The sequence below is a fragment of the Pseudoalteromonas sp. SK18 genome (assembly GCF_001974855.1).
In the GTDB taxonomy this organism is placed as follows: Bacteria; Pseudomonadota; Gammaproteobacteria; order Enterobacterales; family Alteromonadaceae; genus Pseudoalteromonas.
The window spans coordinates 1-15,635 of sequence record NZ_MTQB01000028.1 but is presented as its reverse complement, the minus strand read 5'-3'; the positions used below and the strand labels follow the sequence as shown (position 1 = coordinate 15,635).

General features: G+C 39.8%; 16 protein-coding genes and 1 pseudogene. 11 read left to right on the top strand and 6 right to left on the bottom strand.

Annotation, left to right across the window (positions count from 1 at the left end):
• The first annotated feature begins 7 nt into the window (after positions 1 to 7).
• Positions 8 to 3,136, top strand: coding sequence for an efflux RND transporter permease subunit (locus BW139_RS16110; protein ID WP_076920333.1), 3,129 nt, complete (start codon positions 8 to 10; stop codon positions 3,134 to 3,136).
• An 83-nt stretch (positions 3,137 to 3,219) separates the two neighbouring features.
• On the opposite strand, the gene BW139_RS16105 is transcribed toward BW139_RS16110, so the two are convergent.
• Together BW139_RS16105 and BW139_RS16100 are read right to left on the bottom strand one after the other, a co-directional pair.
• Positions 3,220 to 4,119, bottom strand: a complete 900-nt coding sequence (locus BW139_RS16105) for a cation diffusion facilitator family transporter (protein ID WP_076920332.1) — start codon at positions 4,117 to 4,119, stop codon at positions 3,220 to 3,222.
• Entirely contained in the window at positions 4,106 to 4,837 is a 732-nt protein-coding gene (locus BW139_RS16100; RefSeq protein WP_076920342.1) for a transglutaminase family protein, read from the bottom strand. Before BW139_RS16100 ends, BW139_RS16105 begins: the two co-directional genes overlap by 14 nt.
• Before the next feature lie 78 nt (positions 4,838 to 4,915).
• On the opposite strand from BW139_RS16100, the gene cadR reads away from it, so the two are divergent.
• The 3 genes from cadR to BW139_RS16085 all read left to right on the top strand — a co-directional run bounded on the left by cadR (position 4,916) and on the right by BW139_RS16085 (position 6,229).
• Complete coding sequence (gene cadR, locus BW139_RS16095) at positions 4,916 to 5,305, top strand: Cd(II)/Pb(II)-responsive transcriptional regulator (RefSeq protein ID WP_002962247.1); 390 nt, start codon at positions 4,916 to 4,918, stop codon at positions 5,303 to 5,305.
• A gap of 42 nt (positions 5,306 to 5,347) precedes the next feature.
• Complete coding sequence (locus BW139_RS16090) at positions 5,348 to 5,725, top strand: MerR family transcriptional regulator (RefSeq protein WP_055018870.1); 378 nt, start codon at positions 5,348 to 5,350, stop codon at positions 5,723 to 5,725.
• A gap of 102 nt (positions 5,726 to 5,827) precedes the next feature.
• The gene (locus BW139_RS16085; RefSeq protein ID WP_254844984.1) at positions 5,828 to 6,229 is read left to right on the top strand and encodes a MerC family mercury resistance protein; all 402 of its coding nucleotides are present in this window, start codon (positions 5,828 to 5,830) and stop codon (positions 6,227 to 6,229) included.
• Between the two features lie 59 nt (positions 6,230 to 6,288).
• On the opposite strand, the pseudogene BW139_RS16080 reads toward BW139_RS16085, so the two are convergent.
• Positions 6,289 to 6,869 (bottom strand): annotated as a pseudogene (locus BW139_RS16080) (tyrosine-type recombinase/integrase).
• A 270-nt stretch (positions 6,870 to 7,139) separates the two neighbouring features.
• Here BW139_RS16080 and BW139_RS16075 point away from each other — a divergent pair.
• Genes BW139_RS16075 through arsJ form a run of 5 tightly spaced genes read left to right on the top strand, consistent with a single transcriptional unit; the run spans position 7,140 to position 11,693 of the window.
• Positions 7,140 to 7,901, top strand: a complete 762-nt coding sequence (locus tag BW139_RS16075; protein WP_076920331.1) for a metalloregulator ArsR/SmtB family transcription factor — start codon at positions 7,140 to 7,142, stop codon at positions 7,899 to 7,901.
• 11 nt (positions 7,902 to 7,912) lie between these two features.
• On the top strand, positions 7,913 to 8,935 hold the full coding sequence (arsB, locus tag BW139_RS16070) for an ACR3 family arsenite efflux transporter (RefSeq protein WP_076920330.1): 1,023 nt from the start codon (positions 7,913 to 7,915) through the stop codon (positions 8,933 to 8,935).
• Between the two features lie 14 nt (positions 8,936 to 8,949).
• On the top strand, positions 8,950 to 9,453 hold the full coding sequence (locus BW139_RS16065) for a cyclin-dependent kinase inhibitor 3 family protein (protein WP_016898911.1): 504 nt from the start codon (positions 8,950 to 8,952) through the stop codon (positions 9,451 to 9,453).
• Positions 9,454 to 9,455: 2 nt separating this feature from the next.
• Positions 9,456 to 10,466, top strand: a complete 1,011-nt coding sequence (locus tag BW139_RS16060) for an ArsJ-associated glyceraldehyde-3-phosphate dehydrogenase (protein ID WP_076920329.1) — start codon at positions 9,456 to 9,458, stop codon at positions 10,464 to 10,466.
• A gap of 9 nt (positions 10,467 to 10,475) precedes the next feature.
• Entirely contained in the window at positions 10,476 to 11,693 is a 1,218-nt protein-coding gene (gene arsJ, locus BW139_RS16055) for an organoarsenical effux MFS transporter ArsJ (protein ID WP_076920328.1), read from the top strand.
• 50 nt (positions 11,694 to 11,743) lie between these two features.
• Here arsJ and BW139_RS18615 read toward each other — a convergent pair whose 3' ends face one another.
• The 3 genes from BW139_RS18615 to BW139_RS16040 are packed head-to-tail and all read right to left on the bottom strand — an operon-like array spanning position 11,744 to position 12,773.
• On the bottom strand, positions 11,744 to 11,962 hold the full coding sequence (locus tag BW139_RS18615) for a GDCCVxC domain-containing (seleno)protein (RefSeq protein WP_076920327.1): 219 nt from the start codon (positions 11,960 to 11,962) through the stop codon (positions 11,744 to 11,746).
• On the bottom strand, positions 11,950 to 12,339 hold the full coding sequence (gene merC / locus BW139_RS16045) for an organomercurial transporter MerC (protein WP_036983713.1): 390 nt from the start codon (positions 12,337 to 12,339) through the stop codon (positions 11,950 to 11,952). Before merC ends, BW139_RS18615 begins: the two co-directional genes overlap by 13 nt.
• Positions 12,340 to 12,395: 56 nt before the next feature.
• Entirely contained in the window at positions 12,396 to 12,773 is a 378-nt protein-coding gene (locus BW139_RS16040) for a MerR family transcriptional regulator (protein ID WP_076920326.1), read from the bottom strand.
• Positions 12,774 to 13,448: 675 nt separating this feature from the next.
• Here BW139_RS16040 and BW139_RS16035 point away from each other — a divergent pair.
• Together BW139_RS16035 and BW139_RS16030 are read left to right on the top strand one after the other, a co-directional pair.
• Positions 13,449 to 14,045 (top strand): hypothetical protein, encoded by a 597-nt coding sequence (locus tag BW139_RS16035; protein WP_076920325.1) that lies wholly within the window; start codon positions 13,449 to 13,451, stop codon positions 14,043 to 14,045.
• Between the two features lie 5 nt (positions 14,046 to 14,050).
• A complete protein-coding gene (locus tag BW139_RS16030; RefSeq protein WP_076920324.1) occupies positions 14,051 to 15,514 on the top strand; it encodes a DDE-type integrase/transposase/recombinase in 1,464 nt (487 codons plus the stop codon).
• Positions 15,515 to 15,635 lie beyond the last annotated feature (121 nt).

Here is a 15,635-nt window from a genome sequence, read left to right as displayed (position 1 = left end):
ACGCAATATGATTGAATCAATTTTGCGTCTTGCAATAAATAGGCGCTATTTAGTATTAAGCTTGCTGATGGTAATCATCGGCGTTGGTATGTGGAGTTATCAAAAACTTCCCATTGATGCTGTTCCAGATATAACAAACGTACAGGTACAAATAAATACCTCTGCCCCCGGTTATTCACCTTTAGAAGCGGAGCAAAGGGTAACTTTTCCAGTAGAAAACGCATTAGCTGGACTACCAAAGCTGTCTCACACCCGCTCTCTTTCAAGATATGGTTTATCCCAGGTGACCGTTATCTTTGAAGAGGGAACCGATATTTATTTCGCACGCAACTTAATCAATGCAAGATTAGCTGCGATTAAAGGCGTTATTCCCTCTGGCTTAGAGCCAGAGATGGGTCCTATTTCCACAGGGCTTGGTGAAATATTTATGTATACCGTACAAGCTTCTCCTGACACTAAAATGCCTAATGGAGAGCCTTATACCGCTATTGCCTTAAGAGAAATACAAGACTGGATCATTAAACCGCAATTGGCTCAAGTTAAAGGCGTCATTGAGGTCAACAGCATCGGCGGCTATAACAAGCAGTATCATATAACGCCGAAACCCGAAAAATTACTTTTTCATCAGGTAAGCTTTGAAGACGTTTCTGATGCATTACGTAAAAATAATGATAACCGTGGCGCGGGTTATATTGAGCAAAACGGACAACAAGTGTTAGTGCGCTCCATTGGGCAACTTGCGACAATGGATGAAATCCTCAATGTCATCATCAAAAAGAACGATGGTATTCCTGTAAAAATAAGTGATGTTGCCAATGTTGCTATAGGCAAAGAACTTAGAACAGGGGCTGCTACTCGTAATGGCATTGAGACAGTGCTTGGTACAACCATGATGCTGATTGGTGAGAATTCTCGCACCGTTGCTTTAGAAGTGGAACATAAGCTCAGCGAAATACAAAAATCTCTGCCAAAGGGCATTACCGCAGAGCCTGTTTACGACAGAACAACGTTAGTAGATAAAGCGATTGCAACCGTTACCAAAAACCTCGTTGAAGGTGCGCTTTTAGTTATTGTTGTGTTATTTATTCTACTTGGAAATTTACGTGCAGCTCTCATTACCGCTGCTGTTATCCCTATTTCCATGTTAATGACAATCACAGGTATGGTGCAAGCAGGAGTATCTGCCAATTTAATGAGTCTCGGCGCATTGGACTTTGGCTTGATAGTGGACGGGGCTGTAATCATCGTTGAAAACTCTGTCCGTAGGTTAGCACAGGCCCAACACAACGGTCATAGGCAAGACTTAAGAGAACGCCTAAATACCGTTTTTGAAGCCACTTCAGAAGTGATACGTCCAAGCTTGTTTGGTGTGGCAATTATCACTGTTGTTTACATCCCCATTTTCACGCTAACTGGCGTTGAAGGGAAAATGTTCCACCCTATGGCGGCAACTGTCGTTATGGCGTTAATTTCCGCAATGATCCTTTCAGTTACACTGGTTCCTGCTGCTGTAGCTGTGTTTATGAAAGGTAAAATCAGCGAAAAAGAAAGTGTAGTTATTCGTTCAACCAAGTCTATTTATGAACCATTGTTAAAAATGGCGATGAAATTTCGTTGGATTATTGTTTCATTCTCAACGCTGTTAATGGGGTATAGCCTTTGGTTAGCAACTACGCTTGGGACAGAATTTGTTCCTCAATTAAATGAAGGTGATATTGCACTACAGGCATTAAGAATTCCATCGACTGGCCTAGAGCAATCAGTAGAAATGCAAGAAGTACTTGAGCAACGTATTAAAGCGTTTCCTGAAGTTGATAAAGTATTCTCGCGCATTGGCACACCAGAAGTAGCAACCGACCCAATGCCACCGAGTATTGCTGATATCTTTGTTATTTTAAAACCACGTAAAGAATGGGCCGAACCTTCAAAACCAAAAAGTGAATTAGTTGAAGAAATGGAAAAAGTACTGAAAAACATTCCAGGCAACAACTATGAATTCACTCAGCCTATTCAAATGCGTTTCAATGAATTGATTTCTGGCGTTAGAGCTGATGTCGGCATCAAAATATTTGGTGATGATTTGGATCGGTTATTACTTACCGCAAAAGATATTCTAAATATTGTGAAAACCGTGGATGGTGCCGCTGATGCTCGAATGGAACAGGTCACAGGTGTTCCATCTTTATCAGTAATTCCTAAACGAGAAGCGCTTGGTAGGTATGGATTGAACGTTACCGAATTGCAAGACTGGGTTGCCACTGCGATTGGCGGTGAATCTGCGGGGATCATTTATGAAGGTGACAGACGGTTTGAGTTAGTTGTTCGCCTACCAGAGCAAATAAGAACGGATATCGATAGCTTGAAGCATCTGCCGCTTCCACTTGAGAATGGTAACTATGTGCCAATTGAAGAAGTTGCAGAGCTTAAATCAGAGTCTTTACCCGCGCAGATTAGCCGAGAGAACGGAAAAAGAAGAGTTGTGGTTACCGTCAATGTTCGTGGTAGAGATTTAGGCGGTTTTGTAAAAGAAGTTAAAGCTAAAATTAATCAGGAAGGAGAAATTCCAGCAGGATACTGGCTTGATTATGGTGGAACGTTTGAACAACTAGAATCAGCAAGTAAGCGATTAAGCCTAGTTGTACCGATAACATTGGTTGTTATCCTAGGTATTTTGATTATAGCATTTGGTTCATTAAAAGATGCATTAATCATTTTCAGTGGCGTGCCTTTAGCATTAACAGGGGGCGTATTTTCACTTTATTTAAGAGACATGCCCTTATCAATTTCGGCAGGTGTCGGCTTCATTGCATTGTCAGGTGTCGCAGTATTAAATGGCTTGGTTATGTTGGCTTTTATTCGAGATCTTTGGCATGAAAAAGGCGACCTATACGTAGCGATCATTGAAGGTGCCATCATTCGTTTAAGACCTATTTTAATGACGGCACTGGTCGCAAGTTTAGGTTTTATTCCAATGGCGTTAAACACTGGAATTGGTGCAGAAGTACAACGACCACTAGCAACAGTTGTTATCGGCGGTATTGTATCTTCTACCATTTTAACTTTGTTTGTATTGCCTATTTTATATCAATGGGCGCATGGCGCTGAGAGTAACAAACAGCAATCCGACGAAATCTAAAAGCAAAAAAGCAGCTTAATTACTAAGTTATGCCTAATTAAGCTGCTTTTTATATTGTATGCCCAACATTTTATTGATAAAGCTTACTGCGCTTCATCCCGACAATTTTCATTTAAAAACTCAAACTCTATCGTTGTATGCGATAAATGATAGGAAGATAATTTAGCTGCAACTTCTTGTTTAAGCCTAATTAATTCTTTAACGTCAAAGTTGTCACTCAGCTCAAGGTGCGCTGTTAAAACGTGACTTTCACCATCTAGTGACCAAAAGTGCATGTGGTGGATACCATTAACTTCAGGAAATTCCATTAGTGATAGTTTAATACGCTTTTGAGTCTCTTTATCGGGTGCAGCTTGAAGAAATAAAACGAGTGTTGATTTCAGGTTTTTGAAAACATTAAACAAGATGAACAGCGTGAACCCTATTGATAAAAGGGGATCTAATATCGGCAGTTCAGCGAACAACAGTACGATAGAGACTATAAGAACGGCAACCCATCCAAGTACATCTTCAAGAAGGTGCCATGTCAGCACTTTCTCATTTAATGTTTCACCCGCTTTTAATTTTAATACAGCATATCCGTTAACGGCAACGCCGAGTATCGCTAGCCCTAACATCCCCTCGACTACAGGCATTTCAGGATTGGACAGCCTTGGAATTGCTTCAAATAAAATCCAAATTGAGCCAATGATTAAAACAATACTGTTTATCAATGCGCCAAAGAGAGTAAGTCTACGATAACCATAACTAAACTTATCTGATGCTTCTTTATCTGAAAAACGACTTAAAATCCACGCAAAACCTATTGAAAGACTATCACCAAGATCGTGAACTGCATCTGCCATTATCGCCGTACTGTTAGTGAGCCAACCACCTATAAATTCGATAATAGTGAATGTCACATTAAGGAAAAATGCCCAACCAATACGGTCATCTTTACCATGTTGATGACTATGACTATGACTATGATTATGGTTGTGCATTTTGTACCTCTAGTACTTTTCTATTTCTTAGTTTTGATACATTCATATTAATCAAGTGACGTATCAAGCGTTGATATATCCAGCGTTTGAACCCCGACAAGTTAGTCCCTTTTTCGAGATAGAACTCATCAGGGGAATCATAAAGCCCAAAGTCATCATGAATACCTTCTTTTTGAATATAGGTATTTTCTCCACGCCAATCTGTATCTGGTGATGAAAAGCACTTTGTTGCAACACCATAACCACAAAAATCATCTTTTACTTGGTCAAATTTCTCCTGTAGAGAGCTTAAGTATTGCTCATCCAATATAAAGCCCTCTAAGTTTATCCAACGCCCTTCAAAGTAAACTTCTACCCAACTATGAATGATGTATTTAGGTGCTAACCAAAATACATAGCTTGGGATAGCACCTTTTTGTAGTTGCTGGTCTATGGTAAACCCATGAAATCGGCATTGAATGCCTAGTCCACGCAATAGTGCCATTAACAGATTACCCTTAGTATTACATTGTCCATAACCATCTGCTAGCACATCGCTTGCTGAAATATCATCACTCTTGTTATAGCCAAACATTATTTCATCTTTTACAAACTGATAAGCGGCACCAATTTTGTTGAAATTATCCAAATTTTTCCACCCTCGTTGATCGATCAGGGATTGGATATCTTTGTGTTCAAAATTAACGATATTCGTATTGTTTAAATATTTCTCAGTCATTTTTATATATCCCTTTCGTTGCATACCTATACTATAGATCCTATAGTAACTATAGAGTCAAATGTCTGGGGGAAATTGATGAAAATAGGCGAATTGTCAAAAAAATCGGGCTGTTCAATACAAACGATTAGATATTATGAAAGAGAAGGATTACTGTTAAATCCAAACCGTTCAGAAGGTAATTTCAGGCTGTATGATAGTAAAGCACTTAAACAATTGGAATTCGTAAAGCATTGTCGCAGCCTAGATATATCACTCAATGATATTAAACGTCTTATCGAATTAAAAAATAAGCCAGAAGAAAGCTGCTCTAGCGTTAATGCATTAATTGATCAGCAACTTGCACTAGTGAATAAACGTATGAAAGAATTAAGGGCGCTTAAAGCTGAATTACAACAGATGGCAAGTGCTTGTGGTTCAGACAATACAATTGAAGCGTGCGGCATCATCAAATCATTGGATAGCTAAACTAAATATAACTTTAGATTAGTAGTATTCACAAAGGCAATAATGAAAACCATTGGCAAATTAGCACAATCATTAAATTTAAATGTAGAAACCATTCGTTTTTATGAACGAGAAGGGCTGATTACACAACCTGAAAAACCAATATCTGGTTATAGACAATATGACGAAACAATAGCAGGACAACTTAGGTTTATCACAAAAGCCAAAGCGCTCGGCTTTACGTTAAGAGAAATAAAATCGCTAATGTCTATGGACAGCAACTGCACTCAAGTTGAGCTATTAAGCCGACAAAAGTTAGCAATCATTCGAGACAAAATTAATGACCTTCAACGTTTAGAGAAAGTAATTGTGGATATGACAAATACCTGTATGCAAAACGAAGATCCAACACATTGCCCCATAATTGATTCATTAAAATGATTGACTCCGTACTTATATACGGAGTTTAGAATGATGGTAATATCAACCAATAGACTTTAAAATGATAAATAAAATATTAGACAGAGTAGGCTCTAGTGGCGTTTGGCTAGCGGCACGGCCTGCTTCCCTGCATTAAGGTCACTTGCATCGGCATTAGGACTAGGCTTCTTCTCTCACTTCGAAGGAATAGCTGTAAATACGCTTTTACCTATTTTTGCATCTTTGGAACTATTGGTAAACTTATACAACTCGCACAAAAATAAAAACCATACCAGAGCTGTCTTCAGCATTCTAGGGCCTGTAGCAGTGCTATTAACGCTTTATCCTCTTTGGCTATATGATTGGAGCACATACCTATTTTACTTTGGTATTTGCTTAATGGTCGTTATGTCGGTTTTGGATATCGTAAAACCAGTAAGGGAGCAAACATGCAACGTATGGCTAATTGCCGTCGTTGAAACGATTAACGGTCAATGTCTGCTTTTCGCTCAAAGCCGCCCTTAGAGCATTTAAATTAACTCGTTTTAGGGCAAGGGCAGTATAAGAACACTGCCTGCGTTAAATCAACAATCGGTTTCTCTCGATATTTTAATGGCGTCTTCAATCTCTATTCCTAAATATCTGATGGTGTTATCAATTTTTGTATGACCAAGTAGTAACTGAACGGCACGTATATTTTTGGTTCGAGCATAAACTAAAGTCGCTTTGGTTCTTCTCATTGAGTGAGTTCCATATAGGTCAGAATCAAGCCCTAATTGTTCCGCCCAACTCCTGGTGATAGACCTGTAATATGAATAGCTTATTGGTTGATTAGAGCGACGTAAACTCCGAAACAAATAATCACTAGGTTGCAATTTAACTTCTTGAACCCAACGGCTAATACTTTGTTGTGTTCTCGGAGTTATCTCAAATTGAACTTCTATCCCTGTTTTCTTCTGCGTCAATTGAACCCTCTCAAATACTTGGTCGTGAGTAGCGACGTCTCGAACTTTAAAGAGAGTAAGTCACATGATCTTAGCTTGTTAAGTAGGGCCAATTGCATCAAGTTGTTTTGAATTTCTATTCGAGTGCGAATACGCCAAATCTCTTCAAGCTTGAAAGGGCGTTTCACACCAGTAGCATTGTGATTTAGTTCTGGTTTCATAGTGACCTCCTATTTAAAAGTCATTATGGAGGATAGCGGATGTATTACTGATTAGGATTTTGAAAAAATGCGTTAGAGCATCTCAACTACTTATTCACACAACTTAAGCCACAATAATGGACGTTCATCTAAATCTATTAAAACAAAAATGTGCTTGCGAAACTGTTATTTTGGTACAAAGGATTAGTCGTAACTTTCAGTTTCAAAAAATGTATTGCATTACAGGTATAACAAATTTATTATATAATTAATTTGTTATAGGGGTAATTCATGAAAGTTCTCTTCTTATGTACTGAAAATTCAGCTAGGTCTATCATGGCTGAGGCGTTATTAAAACATCACGGAAAAGGCAAGTATGAAGTCTACAGCGCGGGGACTGAGCCACATAGTGTTGATGCTCGTACGCTTTCAGCTATAGAGCACTTTGGGTTGCGGACTGATGGCTTACGTTCAAAACACCTTGATGAAGTTAGCAATATCCATTTTGATTTTGTTATTACCCTGTGTGATAAAGCGGCAAAAGAGTGTGATAGCCGAGTCAATGGTACTAACAGCCTTGCTTGGGATTTCCCTGAACCTCGTTCTCGTAGAGATGCCAACCCGTTTGAAAAAACGCTACAAGAGCTAAATGAACGGCTCAAAATGTTTTTGCTGATACAGGAAAAGCAAAAACCAGCGCCAATCACACCAACTACTTTTTACAAAGCGTTAGCTGATGATATTCGTTTGAAAAGTCTATTAATTATTGCTGTTGAAGGTGAAGCATGTGTCTGTGAGTTAATGACTGCGCTAGATGAAGAAAGCCAACCTAAAGTATCCCGTCACTTAGCACAGCTTAGAAAAGCTGGCATTTTATCTGACAGAAAGCATCAGCAATGGGTATTTTATTCAATTAATCCAACACTACCAGAGTGGATGAAGCAAACTATTACATCAACGGTAGTGAATGAACCTATTTTTATTGAACAAGAGCTAGCCAGATTGAATGCTATGGGTGATCGCCCAACGCGTGTTGCAAGCTGCTGTAATTAAGGAATATGACTATGGGGATTTTTGAACGTTATTTATCTGTTTGGGTTGCGATATCAATTGCTGCTGGTATGGCACTGGGGGTTGTTTACCCACCTCTTTTTGAAGCGATAGCAAAGCTTGAAGTTGCCCATGTCAATGTGGTTGTTGCAGTTTTCATTTGGGTAATGATCTACCCCATGATGGTACAAATAGATTTCTCAACAATTAAAGAAGTAGGCAAAAATCCACAAGGACTTGTGTTAACTTTAGTGATTAATTGGCTTATCAAACCATTTTCTATGGCTGCATTGGGTTGGTTGTTTTTTGAAGGATTGTTTGCCGATTTTGTTTCACCAGAAACTGCGCAAGAATATATCGCAGGAATGATTTTACTTGGCGTAGCACCGTGTACGGCAATGGTGTTTGTCTGGTCGCAATTAACCAAAGGTGATGCGAACTATACCTTAGTTCAGGTGTCGGTGAACGACATCATCATGATTTTTGCATTCGCTCCCATTGCGGGGTTATTGCTTGGTGTAACAGACATTCATGTACCTTGGGGCACCTTGTTTATCTCGGTGATTTTGTATGTATTGCTCCCTTTAATCGCGGGAATCCTGACTAGAAAACACTTAAACAGCTCAGGTCGCGATGAAGCAGCTATCACAAGTTTGCTAGAGAAGTTAAAACCGTTTTCTGTTATCGGTTTACTGGCAACAGTCGTTTTGCTGTTTGGCTTTCAAGCTAACACCATTATTGAGCAACCACTTAATATCTTGCTAATCGCCATTCCGCTTATCCTGCAAACCTATGGCATTTTCATTATTGCCTATTTTATCGCGGTCAGACTCAAGCTTAAGCACAACATTGCTGCACCTTCTTGTTTGATTGGTACATCTAACTTCTTTGAATTGGCAGTGGCAGTAGCTATTTCCCTTTTCGGCTTACATTCAGGCGCTGCATTGGCGACCGTGGTTGGGGTTCTGGTTGAAGTTCCAGTTATGTTGTCTCTCGTATCGATTGTGAACAGAACAAAACATTGGTTTAACGAATAATTAAGAGGCTTTTTATGCACACTCATCCATATGACATACTAACACTTGATAATGGCGCAAGCTTTATCTTTACTCCTTGCCCCGGAACAAAAGACGTTGATTTAACAACATCGGTTACACAATTGAAAGATGCTGGAGCACAAGCGATTGTGACGCTGATGTACGATGCAGAAATGAACAAGAATGAAGCCGAAGACCTTCCTCAAGTGTGTGATGCACAAGGTATTAAATGGTTTCAGTTACCTATTTTAGATGACGATGCACCAAATGAAGATTTTGCAGCAGCGTTCAAATCAAACCTTGATGACATGCTATCTATCTTACGCAATCAAGGCACCATTGCCGTGCATTGTAAAGGCGGCTCTGGTCGCACAGGCTTAGTCATTGGACTACTGATGTTTGAACTAGGTTACGACAAGGCAGACATTATTAAACAAGTGCAGAAAATGCGCCCTAAAGCGCTCTCACACCCAGTACAACTTTCTTTTTTCAATGAGTTTCAAATAGTAGGAGCTTAACAATGGCAATTAAAATTGGTATTAACGGTTTTGGCCGCATGGGTCGCTTAACACTTAGAGCTGCTTTTGGTTGGCAAGACATTGAGTTTGTGCAAATCAACGATCCTGCTGGCAATGCAGAAACGCTAGCACATTTATTAAAGTACGATTCTGTGCATGGTACTTGGTCACATGATGTAACCCATGATGACAATAACGTGATAATTGATGGTCAAGCCATTCGTGTAACGCAAAACAAAGCAATTAATGATACGGATTGGTCTGAATGTGATTTGGTCATTGAAGCGTCAGGCAAGATGAAGAAAACTGAGTTGCTACAAGCCTACTTAGACCAAGGAGTAAAAAAAGTCGTTGTAACAGCACCCGTAAAAGAAGAAGGTGTACTTAATGTGGTTATGGGGGTTAACGACCATCTATATGATGTTGAACAGCACTCAATCGTAACGGCAGCGTCTTGCACCACAAACTGCTTAGCACCAGTGGTGAAAGTGTTACTGGATAAAATCGGCATCAAACATGGCTCGATGACGACTATCCACGACATTACCAACACTCAAACGATTCTAGATGCTCCGCATAAAGATTTACGTAGAGCGCGTGCGTGTGGCATGAGCCTAATCCCAACTACCACAGGTTCGGCAACGGCTATTACTCATATTTTCCCAGAGTTAAAAGGTAAGCTAAATGGTCACGCGGTACGTGTACCTTTGGCGAATGCGTCAATTACAGACTGTGTATTTGAAGTTGAGCGTCCAACAACGGAAGCTGAAATTAACGCTTGGATGAAAGAAGCGGCTGAAGGTGAATTAAAGGGTATTCTTGGTTATGAAGAAAAGCCTCTAGTATCAATTGATTATAAAACCGACCCTCGTTCTAGCGTTGTAGATGCACTATCAACAATGGTCGTGAATGGCACTCAGGTGAAGCTATACACATGGTATGACAACGAGTGGGGATACGCCAACAGAACGGCTGAGCTTGCTCGCAAAGTTGGTTTATCAATTAAGGGATAATGTAATACTATGAAGCGCTTGGCATCATTATCTGACGATATTAAGCAATACCTTGTTGTAACAGGCAATTATTGGGCATTTACCTTAACCGATGGCGCACTACGCATGTTGGTAGTGCTTCATTTCCACGCGTTAGGCTATAGTCCGCTGAGCATTGCGATGTTGTTCTTGTTTTATGAAATCTTTGGTGTTGTCACTAATTTAGTTGGCGGCTTCTTAGGTGCCCGTTTAGGGCTAAATAAAACCATGAACATCGGTTTGGCGATTCAAATAATCGCCTTGCTGATGTTAGCCGTTCCCGCTGAATGGTTAACCGTTGTCTATGTGATGATTGCACAAGCGCTTTCAGGCATTGCCAAAGATTTAAATAAAATGAGCGCGAAAAGCTCAATTAAGATGTTGGTTGCCGCAGGGCAAGAAGGCACATTATTTAAATGGGTCGCGGTATTAACAGGCTCTAAGAATGCCCTGAAAGGCGTTGGATTTTTCTTAGGCGGCTTACTGTTAACCTTGCTTACCTTTAAAGGAGCAATGTTGTTAATGGCAGGTGCTCTGGCTCTTGTTTGGTGTTACAGCCTGTATGCTTTGAAAAGCGACCTTGGTAAAGCCAAGAACAAACCTAAGTTTACAGACATTTTCTCAAAGAGCAGCTCTATTAATATATTGTCGGCTGCACGACTCTTCTTGTTTGGTGCGCGTGACGTCTGGTTTGTAGTTGCACTACCTGTGTTCTTGTCGCAAGCCTTTGAATGGGATCATTGGACGGTTGGCGGTTTCTTAGCGCTTTGGGTGATTGGTTACGGAATTGTGCAATCAATGACACCTAAGCTAATCAACTTCAAAGATAGCGTTTCTCCTGCGACTGAAACTGTAAAATGGGCAAGCTTATTAGCACTGGTGACATTAGGTATTGCCTTATCGTTATACTTTAGCTGGGAAGTTAAAACACTGCTCATTGCTGGTTTAATGGTATTTGGCGTACTGTTTGCCATTAACTCTTCACTGCACAGTTACTTGATTGTTAGCATGGCTGATGCCGATGGCGTTTCGTTAGATGTTGGCTTTTACTACATGGCAAATGCAATGGGGCGTTTAATTGGCACAGTGTTGTCAGGCTGGGTTTTCCAGCTATACGGGTTAGCTGCTTGCTTGGGTATTTCGTTTGCTTTTATTAGTTTAGCGGCACTTATTTCTGCCAAGTTACCAGCCACAGGAAGAACCAAGTAAACAATTTGCATTAAGGCTTTCCCCTGACACTAAGCAGTCAGGGGAATGAATTATTTACCAGTGCAACAACTATTCCCCTCTTGAATAGGAGGACACTTTACTGTTCCGTAAGAACAATAAACGCAACAATCTCCCTTTAACGGCTTAAGCAATGTTTTACAGCTTCCGCATTCGTAATACCACTGACAAGCGTTTGTAGGCATAGTCTCAACCTTACTAAACCCGCACTCTGGACAGGTTATCTTTGATTCTAACTCTATACCTTGCATACTGGCTCCTTAACAGGCTTAACCATATCCAACACTGACATGACAACCATCCAAATGATCCCAAAATAAAATAAGTAAGTGCTCCAGTCGTATTGCCACAATGGATAAAGGGTTAACAATACTGCAATTGGGCCAATGACACTTAAAATGCCTCTTACCACATGCTTATGTTGATACCAATTATAGAAATTAACTAATAACGCTAGTGAAGCAAACAAGGGCAATAAGGTGTTAACAGCAATTCCTTCAAAGTGTGATAGGAAACCCAATCCAAGAGCTGATGCTAATGAGCCGAGTGCAGGAAAACACGCTGTGCAGCTTAGCGCGGCTAGCCAAACGCCACCAGAGCCGATTTTATCGAGAATTTTATTAATCATAATTACCTCTATTTTTGAGGTATTTTAAACTCCGTACATGGGTACGGAGTCAATGACTACTTAAGCGAATTGATAATTGGGCAGGTTTTTGGATCTTGATTGGCTTTGCATGAGTCTGTCATATCTTGAATTACTTTTTCCAACCTCTTTAAATCACTGATATTATCTCGAATCAGTTGCAGCTTTTGTAAGCCCAACGATTCGACTTCAGCGCAATTACTGCTTAAAGACATCAGTGATTCTATCTCTTTTAGGGTAAATCCTAATGCTTTAGCTTTGAGAATAAACTTGAGTTGACTGGCATGAGTTTCGCCATACATTCGATAACCTGATTCTGGTTTTGGTGGCTGTTCTATTAAACCTTGGCGCTCATAAAAGCGGATAGTTTCAACACAGATATCTAAATATTTTGCCAGTTTTCCAATGGTTCTCATAAACACACTCTTTCGAAGAAGAGACATCATTATACAATTAATGCGGGTTGGCTAAACGTTCTTAAGGTGCAATTAATTGCCTAACCTCAATTTTAGGGCATGAACGGGTTCGCTAAGCGTCCGCTTTGTAGAATTAAGTCCAGATATCCAGATAACTCTGACTGTCTCTTATTCGCACATTTGCGACGCTCAACTAAACTCATTTTGGGGCAAATACGAGTTAGACGATAGCCGGCTTTGCAGAATAAAACTAATTACATAAAGTTATCATGACCGTCTCTTCATCACTCACAGCCGAACTTCGCAAAGGTACTAGAAGTGGAAATGTTAATACTGTAGATACCTATATTCGAATACAACAAGTTTCTCAAAAAAATTATCAACATCAAAAATTTCTCATCATTTAGACTAGTTAGCTGATTTATCAAAGAAAGTGCTTATTCATCTTTGTTTACTGCTTGGTTATATTATTTAAGGCATTGTTTTATTTGATTTTATTTCATACCAACGAAATCCATCTGGAAATTATCTGCTATGATCGTTAATGAAGATTGAGTGCAATACGGAAATTAAATAGGTTAACTTAGCTAGTCTCAAGTATGCATCTTCAAATGATGACTTGCTCATCAATCACAAGGAATGACGCAGCTATAAACAGGATGTTTGGAGAATTTTATGCAACAGCGAACACTTCGTAGGATCAGGCGAGATAGGCCCGTAGACTACTTTTACAGTTTAAAGAACAATTGCCATGTTTGGGTTGAATCAACATTAGAGCTAGACTTTTTGTATTGGCTCGAATTTGACGAACGAGTGTCTGCCTATACAACCCAACCAGAGAGTGCGGATACACCAGCAGGTCGCTATACGCCCGATGTATTAGTTGAGCTTCAAAATGGTTCTAGTATTTACTTTGACCCGCATCCATACAAGTACGTGCATTCTAAAACTTTTATAAACAAGTTTACTGAAAAGGCGCAGTATATTGAGCACTTAACTGGGCGCCCTGTTCGTATTGTCACTGAAAAGGATTTAAACCCAATTACTATTGGCAACTTTAAAACACTTTACCCCTACCTAAGAACAGAACCGATCGAAGTTCATAAATTATTACCTTTAGTTAATTCATTCCCAACTACTTTTGGTGATTTGAGGAAACAAGCTGAATCTATTGGCATTCGCCCATTTGTTCCTTTTGCTCTACTCGCTCACTCACACATCGGGTTTGACAATACTGTAAAGCTTTCTGACAGCACTCAATTGAGAAATTAAGCTCGATGAATATACTTCCTTATTCTCAACTATTAGATGATAAAGATCGTAAATTCGATATCTTGTTTTGCGATCAATTAAACGTAGTTACTAGAGATATTAAAACCAAGGAGCTGCAAACTTTTACTCGTAATGAGTTTGCATTTGCCTTAAAAACTTATTTGATACCAGTTACCCCTAATTCACCTCATTCAGCATTAGATCCATTCCAAAAACTAATAAAAGAAAAGCAAGCACCTTACCTTTCTTTAATGAAAAAGATTTTTGAAGAAGAAAACGCACATATGACCACGTTATCAATTTATAAACGGGTTATAGCTGAAGTGGAAGAGCAGCAAACAATAAATAGCAAACCAGGGACAGTTGTTAAAGTAAAGCATCCAAGCCAATCAAGCTTATCAAGGTGGTGGAAGAGGTTTAAAGACGCTGGGTTTAGTCATATTGACTCTCTCCCAAAACGAAAGTCTAAGAGAAATACAACAGACTCTCGCTCTGAACAAATCATGTGGGAGGGTTACGAAAAGTTCATGATGGGAAAAATAACTCCAAGTATTGCTGTAGGACATGCAAAGTATGAGAATTGGGTCAACGAGATGAATGACCCTACCATTACCATCGTAAGTAGAGAAAAATTTAGAAAGCACCATCACAGCTTCAACGATCTAGACCGTGCCGAAGCTTCGGGCAACAGAGCTGAAGTCAATAAGCTAATGAGAACATACAAAACTCGCATCAAAACGGATCGAGTACTTACGCGTATAGAAGCAGATAGATTAGCGCTTAATCTTCGCCTAATTGATGATACTACTGGAGAAGTTACTGGAAAAGTCGCTTTATATATTGCCATTGATTGTCATTCTCGCTACCCGATTGCAGTCACTGTGGAGTTTGGTGAAGCCGAAAAGGCTATCGGTGGCGTTAACTTACTTCGCAATATTGTTATACCCGCGAGTGAACAACTCGATGCATTTGGCATACCTATCAGAATAATTTGCGATAATGGTCCGGGGTTCAATAATGAAACATTTGCAAAAACAGCTGAATCATTGAAGTGTGAACTGATTTACGCGCCAAGCAATCAGCCCTACAAAAAACCTTTTGTAGAATCATTTAATAAAACGATCCGAAGTGAGTTTTTAGAAAGCGCTGAGCTTAAAGTTGGCAATAAAATCGTGCATGGCGTGCCTGGATACAAAGGTAAGCGTTATGAAGGGAAAAACACTAACAGGAACCCTACAGATGAAACGCTAAAACAAGCTGCCGCCATGACGGTAGATAGCTTCGTTCAGAATCTCCACGATTTTTTAGTGCATTATGTAAATCAGCCACACAATGAACTCAATGGCAAAACTCCCCAGGAAGTATGGAGCGCCTCTTGCTTAGAGTACCCATTGATTCCATGCAACTATGAACATCTAAAAACCAGTTTCCATGTTTTTCAGGGGGAGACTACCTTAAACGAGACGTGAGCGTCTAGCGAACTACACCTATGTTTTAAAATTCCAGGGTAACAAGCTGTCGATATCGGGCTCAGGCTGGCACAGTTCATCAAGGCAAGCACAGATGTAATTAAATGGGATTAGACCATTT

Bases quoted from the DNA above. Each gene is read 5' to 3' on its own strand.
- BW139_RS16065 (WP_016898911.1), top strand. From the start codon at position 8,950: ATGCACACTCATCCATATGACATACTAACACTTGATAATGGCGCAAGC.
- BW139_RS16030 (WP_076920324.1), top strand. From the start codon at position 14,051: ATGAATATACTTCCTTATTCTCAACTATTAGATGATAAAGATCGTAAA.
- BW139_RS16110 (WP_076920333.1), top strand. From the start codon at position 8: ATGATTGAATCAATTTTGCGTCTTGCAATAAATAGGCGCTATTTAGTA.
- cadR (WP_002962247.1), top strand. From the start codon at position 4,916: ATGAAAATAGGCGAATTGTCAAAAAAATCGGGCTGTTCAATACAAACG.
- BW139_RS16060 (WP_076920329.1), top strand. From the start codon at position 9,456: ATGGCAATTAAAATTGGTATTAACGGTTTTGGCCGCATGGGTCGCTTA.
- arsB (WP_076920330.1), top strand. From the start codon at position 7,913: ATGGGGATTTTTGAACGTTATTTATCTGTTTGGGTTGCGATATCAATT.
- BW139_RS16100 (WP_076920342.1), bottom strand. From the start codon at position 4,837: ATGACTGAGAAATATTTAAACAATACGAATATCGTTAATTTTGAACAC.
- BW139_RS16105 (WP_076920332.1), bottom strand. From the start codon at position 4,119: ATGCACAACCATAATCATAGTCATAGTCATAGTCATCAACATGGTAAA.
- BW139_RS16090 (WP_055018870.1), top strand. From the start codon at position 5,348: ATGAAAACCATTGGCAAATTAGCACAATCATTAAATTTAAATGTAGAA.
- BW139_RS16040 (WP_076920326.1), bottom strand. From the start codon at position 12,773: ATGAGAACCATTGGAAAACTGGCAAAATATTTAGATATCTGTGTTGAA.
- BW139_RS16035 (WP_076920325.1), top strand. From the start codon at position 13,449: ATGCAACAGCGAACACTTCGTAGGATCAGGCGAGATAGGCCCGTAGAC.
- BW139_RS18615 (WP_076920327.1), bottom strand. From the start codon at position 11,962: ATGCAAGGTATAGAGTTAGAATCAAAGATAACCTGTCCAGAGTGCGGG.
- arsJ (WP_076920328.1), top strand. From the start codon at position 10,476: ATGAAGCGCTTGGCATCATTATCTGACGATATTAAGCAATACCTTGTT.
- merC (WP_036983713.1), bottom strand. From the start codon at position 12,339: ATGATTAATAAAATTCTCGATAAAATCGGCTCTGGTGGCGTTTGGCTA.
- BW139_RS16075 (WP_076920331.1), top strand. From the start codon at position 7,140: ATGAAAGTTCTCTTCTTATGTACTGAAAATTCAGCTAGGTCTATCATG.